Below are 6,183 nucleotides of genomic sequence, written 5' to 3'. Positions count from 1 at the left end.
TCCCTGAACTCATCATCAGATAAATCCCTTTAGTTTTATCTAAATTATTCCAGTAGGCATGAAGGTCTTCTGCATTGGTAAATACCTTCATATTATTATTTTTAAATTTTTCTTTAATCAGTTCCGGAGAGATAGGATCCATTCTTTTGATTTTTAAAGCCTCTTCCGAATAGAATACAATAGCTTCGTCCAAGCCGTCCATAGCATGATCATATTGTTCTAAGAATACAGGATTTAAGCTTGAATAGGTATGAAGCTCAAGGAATCCGTACTTTTTGTCATTTGGGAATTGTTCCTGAAAAGCTTTCACTGTGGCTTTTACTTTACTTGGAGCATGGGCAAAATCCTTATAAAGAGTTCCTTTGTCTTCTCTTTCTACTTTTTCAAGACGTTTTGAAGCTCCTTTAAAGCTCATAATGGCTTCATAGAAATCTTCATCCATAATACCTAATTGAAGACAGATATGTCTTGCTCCTTCAAGATTAAGCAGATTATGAGCTCCAAAAATAGAAAGCGGAATATCACCCATTTCTGTTTTTAAGAAAACATTTCCTTTGGTAATCTCATATTGGGGAGTTTTGTAAGGAATTTTTCTGAAATAATTTTCGGCTTCTTCTACTACCTTTACTACCTCGGAATCTTCTTCATTATATACTACAACACCGCCAGGGGTAATACTTGCAACAAATTTTCTGAATTGCTCTACATAATCATCGAATGTTTTAAATACATTGATATGATCCCAGGCAATGCCGCTGATTAAAGCAATATTGGGCTGGTATAATAAAAATTTAGAACGCAGATCAATAGGAGAGGAGAGATATTCATCACCTTCCAGGACCATAAAATCATTATCAGGCGTCAGCTTTACCATACAGTCAAATCCTTCCAACTGAGCTCCTACCATAAAGTCAATGTCTTTGTGGTGAAAGTTCAGCACATGTAAAATCATGGAGGTAATGGTGGTTTTACCATGAGAGCCTGCAATTACTACACGGGTTTTATCTTTAGACTGTTCGTACAGGAATTCAGGATATGAATAAATTTTTAACCCAAGTTCTTTAGCTTTTGCCAGCTCAGGATTATCCTGATGGGCATGCATTCCAAGGATGACCGCATCAATATCCTGAGTTATTTTTTCGGGAAACCATCCCATTTCCTGAGGTAAAATTCCTTTTTTCTCAAGCCTTGACCGGGAAGGTTCAAAAATAGCATCATCCGAGCCTGTTACCTGATATCCTTTATCTTTTAACGCAATCGCAAGATTATGCATGGCACTTCCGCCAATAGCAATGAAATGGGTTTTCAACTTTATTTTTTATTTTTAACATTGTTACTAATGATCTGCTGAAAGGCACTCGTGATATTTTCCCAATTTGTTTTATAATTAGGCATAATTAAGCTGGCATCACTTTTACTACCTTCATTCGCACCTTTTTTTACATTGATTGAAATGGCTACATTATCGTATAGTTTCTTATGGTCTTCCTGAATCTTTCTGAAGTTATTTTGAGAAAGAACATTTTCCAGATTTTTTAAGTCTTCATTGGATATTTTAAAATCCTGCTTGATCTTTTTTTCCTGTCCTTCATAAGAATAGTGTGCATTATTACCTTTAATCAGTAGATTTTCATAGATGGGAGCATAGCCTCCACTTTTGGAATAGCTGATATCAAAATCTGAATATACTTTTTGGCTATTACACGAAATCAATACTATGGCAGTGAATAAGATCCCTATTATTCTTTTCATATTTCCTATTTTAATTATTTGAATCCGATTGTTCTGTTTTTTTTGCTTTTAATTCTTCATCATAATTGTGTAATAGATTGAAATCTTCTGTCTGCTCAATAGCAGTCATTATTTTTAATAAAATTTCATGTGCGTTTTCATTATCGTAATCAATATCAAGGGGTTCTTTAAACTCCATGGTAGGCTTTACACCTGTTACTTTTATCCTAAGTCCTTTTTTATCAAATGCTCTTCTGAATCCATTGATCTTGATAGGAATCACAATGGGACGCTGGTTCTTTACCAGTTTGGCAGTACCACGTCTTCCTTGTGCGAATGCTGAAGTAGTTCCCTGAGGGAAGGTCGCTACCCAGCCATTATCTAAAGCTTTCATAATGTTATCAACTTCACTCATGTCCACCATCCTGTTCACTGATTTTCCTTCAGCTCTCCATGTTCTTTTTACTGTTACAGCTCCTGCAATTTTAAATATTTTGGGAAGAATCCCTTTATTCATAGTTTCTTCAGCAGCTACATAATAAAAGTCGATCTTTGGATTAAGTAAATAGATCGGATTTTTAATAGTATTTAAATAGCCGTTATTAACTGCACAGAAGGCGTGATACATAGCAGCAACATCTGCAAAATAGGTTTGATGGTTGGAAACAAACAATACATTGGAATCTGGCAGATCCACAAGATTTTCGGTTCCTGTTATTTTTAATTTATTAAAACCATTGAATCTTCTGTAAGAAACAATTCCTAAAATAAAAATAATTAGCCTTTTTAAAAAATAAGGAGTCCCGAATGCATCGGTGAAAATATTCTTCTTCGCCATCTTTTAATTAAACACGGTGGTACAAATTTACATATTTTTCAGCAACTGGCTGAATTCACTCAGGATCATGGATGTAGCACCCCATATGATATATCCGTTAAAATTGATTACGGGAACTTCCTTGCCTCCGGCTCCTGGTAAAGCCATGATTTCCGGTTGATCAGGAAGATTAAGAAAGGAGGTGACGGGAAATTCTATGATCTCAACAACCTCGCTTTCCTGTGGAACGAAAACAGGATTTTTTTTAGTATAAGATATGAAAGGATAAACGTAAAAATTACTTGCCGGAATATAAATAGGAGACATCTCCCTTATTATTCTTACATAGTATTTTTCGATACCGATTTCTTCTGAGGTTTCACGAATTGCAGTTTGTGCAAAATTCTGATCCATCTCTTCACGTTTTCCACCAGGCAGTGAAATCTGCCCGCTATGTCTGTCGTGTTTATTTTCACTTCTTTGAATTAGCGGAAAATACCACTCATTGTTTTTTAAATAGAGTAAAATATTAACCGAGGCAAATTTTGGATTCTTTTCTAAAATCTGATCATAACTAAAAACCGGACGGGAAGGAGGCGAAAATACTCCATGTGCATTTTCTCCGGGGAGATCAACACTTTTAACCTTCTTTAAAAAATCTTTACCGAAACTTTCCATAGATCAAATTTATGAATATATATTCAAGGAAAGGATACTCTTTAACATTAATTAACCATGTTTTTTCTTAAAAAATTAATTATTTTTCACCCGTTATTTTATGTAAAAAAGATGACCTACTGAACGGTCACAATTGGATTGTGTTTTACCTTAAAATTCACAGAATTGGCTATGAAGCAGTATTCATTAGCTTTTTTATGAAGTTCTTTCGCTTTTTGAACCATAGATTCTTCTGATACTCTGACCTTTGGATTTAGAGTCACTTCTTTGAAGCTTCCACTTCCTGTAGGTGTTTCAGTCATTATTCCGGTGGCATGATCCGTATATTCGGTGACAATAATCCCTTCCACTGAGCAGAAATGCAAATACCAAAGCATATGGCAGGAAGATAGAGAAGACAGGAAAAGGTCTTCCGGATTATGTTTGGTTTTATCACCGCGAAAAGCAGGGTCTGAAGAACCTTCAATTATAGCTTTATCAGTAACAGTAATAGTATGGCTTCTCTCATAATTGCGATAACTGCTGGTTCCGGTACCCTTATTTCCTGTCCATTCGACTGTTGCCTGATAGTGATGTTCTTTGTTCATATAATGTGATTTTTGGGTGCTTTTTTATTCTGTAATTTTCCAATCGATGGAACCACGGGACTCTTTTTCTAGAAATTCATTAGCTTTTGAAAATGGTTTGGTTCCGAAAAAACCGCCTCCGGCTAAAGGAGATGGATGGGGGCTTTTTAAAAGTAAATGTTTGGGATTATTAATTCCGTTGGCAGCTTCAATGGCGTGATTTCCCCATAGCAAAAATACAAGCGGCTGATCATACTCGTTAAGGACATTAAGTACTCTTTGTGTAAATTTTGTCCATCCGAATTTTTTATGACTCCCCGCTTTTCCTTCATTAACGGTCCAGCTCGTGTTCATCATAAGAACTCCCTGTTTTGCCCATGAAGCTAAGTAACCATGATTGGGAGAGTCAATATTGAGGTCTGTTTTAAGTTCTTTATAAATGTTTTTGAGGCTGGGTGGAATTTTAATAGCAGGTTTTACTGAAAAACTTAATCCATGTGCCTGGCCGGCTCTGTGATAAGGGTCCTGTCCGATAATTACAACTTTTACATTGTCGTAGGAGCATAGATCAAAGCAGGAAAACATTTCTTCTTTAGGAGGGAATACATTTCCGTTCTTATAAGCCTCATCTACTTTTTCCATGAGTTTTATAAAATATTCCTCTTTCTTTTCTTCTTCTAAAAATTCATTCCAGTTTTTCATTTTTTTTACGATATTTCCGGCTCAATATACGAATAATACAGGGGATTTAGTTGCTAATGAAAACAGTCAATTAAAAAGTCTCTAGTTAATAACTAAAGACTTTTTATATTTTTTCTAATTAGAATATCCTACCAATTCTTCTTTTTTGGAATTGTATATTTTGTATTCTAAATATTTGAATGAATCTCTGGGAATAATGGTAACCCATTTTTTGTATTTAATGAACCATTTCATTTGAATACTTTTGATTCCTTTTGTAAGATAAGCTTCTACGAAAGGGTGTACGTGAAGAAACAGTTTTCCTTTTTCCTTTTGCATAATGGTTCTGATGGTTTCTCCCATTCTTTCCACAATTACAATAGGAGCTACAATTTCTCCATCTTTATTTGGGTTTTCTTCTTTGGTTTCAATTTGTTTTTCCGGACGGTTTCTTTGGCGTGTGATCTGGATAAGTCCGAATTTACTTGGTGGCAAAATCTTATGACGTGCTTTGTCACGCTTCATTTCTTCTTTCAGGTGCTCATACAGATCCCTTCTGTGGTCGGGATTTGGCATATCGATAAAATCCACAACAATAATTCCACCCATATCACGGAGACGAAGCTGTCTTGCTATTTCTGTAGCTGCCATTTTATTGACATTCAATGCATGTTCTTTATTAGCTGTATTTCCGGTAGTGATATTATTTCCGGAATTTACATCTACCACATGCAATGCTTCGGTATGTTCTATCACCAGGTAGGCTCCTTTTGAACTAGGAATATTAACATGTTTTCCGAAGCTTTGCTTCATTTGTTTTTCTACATTATAATATTCTAAAAGAGGAATATGAGAATCGTAAAACTGAATGATATTTTTCCTTTCAGGAGCAATTATTTCAATATAGTTTTTCATTTCGTTAACCATCTGTTCGTCATCACAGATAATATTTACGAAATCCTGATTGAAATTATCCCTTAAGATAGCTGATGCTTTATCTTCTTCACTCAGAACTTTGGAGGGTACCTTGTTTTTTTGAATATTTTTAAAGGTACTTTCCCATTTTTGGATCAGCTGATTCATATCATTATGGAGATCAGCTACTTTTTTACCTTCAGCAACTGTTCTTATAATAACACCAAATCCTTCCGGTTTTATACTTTCAATAAGTGTTCTCAGTCTTTCTTTTTCTTCGGAAGTTTTAATTTTCTTGGAAATAGAAACTTTATGGTCAAAAGGAATTAGAATTAAAAAACGACCGGTTAAGGATATCTGAGTGGAAATTCTGGGACCTTTTGTTGAGATGGGCTCTTTAGTGATTTGTAAAAGAACAACATCATCTTTCGCGATTACTTTGTCAACGGTTCCGTTTTTGTCAATTTCAGGTTGAATCTGAAAATTTTTTAGACTTGAGCTTGTCTGTTTTTTAGTATGGGTATCTTTTAAAAATTTCCTGTAGGTAAGATATTGTGGCCCCAGATCCTGGTAATGTAAAAAAGCATCTTTTTCGTAACCAATATTTACAAATGCTGCATTAAGATTGGGAGCCAGCTTTTTTACTCTGCCGATAAACAAATCACCAACTACAAAATCATTCTTGTCCTCCTGTTCATGAAGTTCACATAGTCTTCCGTCCTCGAGTAATGCTATTTTGGTAAGTTCATCCTCATGCGAAACTATAAGTTCTTTCTTCATTTTTTGTTATAAGAT

At 35.0% G+C, this 6,183-nt stretch carries 7 protein-coding genes; all 7 read right to left on the bottom strand.

Translation table 11 applies throughout. From position 1 onward, the window contains the following. Nucleotides 1-1,309: Mur ligase family protein (locus Q0A18_RS01680; protein ID WP_292008433.1), on the bottom strand; the 1,309-nt coding region annotated here is incomplete at its 3' end. Between the two features lie 2 nt (nucleotides 1,310-1,311). Next, a complete protein-coding gene (locus Q0A18_RS01675) occupies nucleotides 1,312-1,752 on the bottom strand; it encodes a hypothetical protein (RefSeq protein ID WP_292008432.1) in 441 nt (146 codons plus the stop codon). Nucleotides 1,753-1,762: 10 nt separating this feature from the next. Continuing rightward, a complete protein-coding gene (locus tag Q0A18_RS01670) occupies nucleotides 1,763-2,569 on the bottom strand; it encodes a lysophospholipid acyltransferase family protein (RefSeq protein ID WP_292008431.1) in 807 nt (268 codons plus the stop codon). A 27-nt stretch (nucleotides 2,570-2,596) separates the two neighbouring features. Continuing rightward, nucleotides 2,597-3,226, bottom strand: coding sequence for a CoA pyrophosphatase (locus Q0A18_RS01665; RefSeq protein WP_292008430.1), 630 nt, complete (start codon nucleotides 3,224-3,226; stop codon nucleotides 2,597-2,599). A 116-nt stretch (nucleotides 3,227-3,342) separates the two neighbouring features. Beyond that, entirely contained in the window at nucleotides 3,343-3,813 is a 471-nt protein-coding gene (locus Q0A18_RS01660) for an OsmC family protein (protein WP_292008429.1), read from the bottom strand. 24 nt (nucleotides 3,814-3,837) lie between these two features. Continuing rightward, on the bottom strand, nucleotides 3,838-4,494 hold the full coding sequence (locus Q0A18_RS01655) for a uracil-DNA glycosylase (protein ID WP_292008428.1): 657 nt from the start codon (nucleotides 4,492-4,494) through the stop codon (nucleotides 3,838-3,840). Nucleotides 4,495-4,608: 114 nt separating this feature from the next. After that, complete coding sequence (locus Q0A18_RS01650) at nucleotides 4,609-6,168, bottom strand: ribonuclease E/G (RefSeq protein ID WP_292008427.1); 1,560 nt, start codon at nucleotides 6,166-6,168, stop codon at nucleotides 4,609-4,611. Between the last annotated feature and the right edge of the window lie 15 nt (nucleotides 6,169-6,183).

The organism is Chryseobacterium sp. (assembly GCF_022712095.1).
GTDB lineage: Bacteria > Bacteroidota > Bacteroidia > Flavobacteriales > Weeksellaceae > Chryseobacterium.
The sequence above is the reverse complement of the archived record's forward strand: the minus strand, read 5'-3'. Positions and strand labels throughout refer to the sequence as shown.

Bases quoted from the DNA above. Each gene is read 5' to 3' on its own strand.
- Q0A18_RS01670 (WP_292008431.1), bottom strand. From the start codon at position 2,569: ATGGCGAAGAAGAATATTTTCACCGATGCATTCGGGACTCCTTATTTT.
- Q0A18_RS01665 (WP_292008430.1), bottom strand. From the start codon at position 3,226: ATGGAAAGTTTCGGTAAAGATTTTTTAAAGAAGGTTAAAAGTGTTGAT.
- Q0A18_RS01655 (WP_292008428.1), bottom strand. From the start codon at position 4,494: ATGAAAAACTGGAATGAATTTTTAGAAGAAGAAAAGAAAGAGGAATAT.
- Q0A18_RS01660 (WP_292008429.1), bottom strand. From the start codon at position 3,813: ATGAACAAAGAACATCACTATCAGGCAACAGTCGAATGGACAGGAAAT.
- Q0A18_RS01650 (WP_292008427.1), bottom strand. From the start codon at position 6,168: ATGAAGAAAGAACTTATAGTTTCGCATGAGGATGAACTTACCAAAATA.
- Q0A18_RS01675 (WP_292008432.1), bottom strand. From the start codon at position 1,752: ATGAAAAGAATAATAGGGATCTTATTCACTGCCATAGTATTGATTTCG.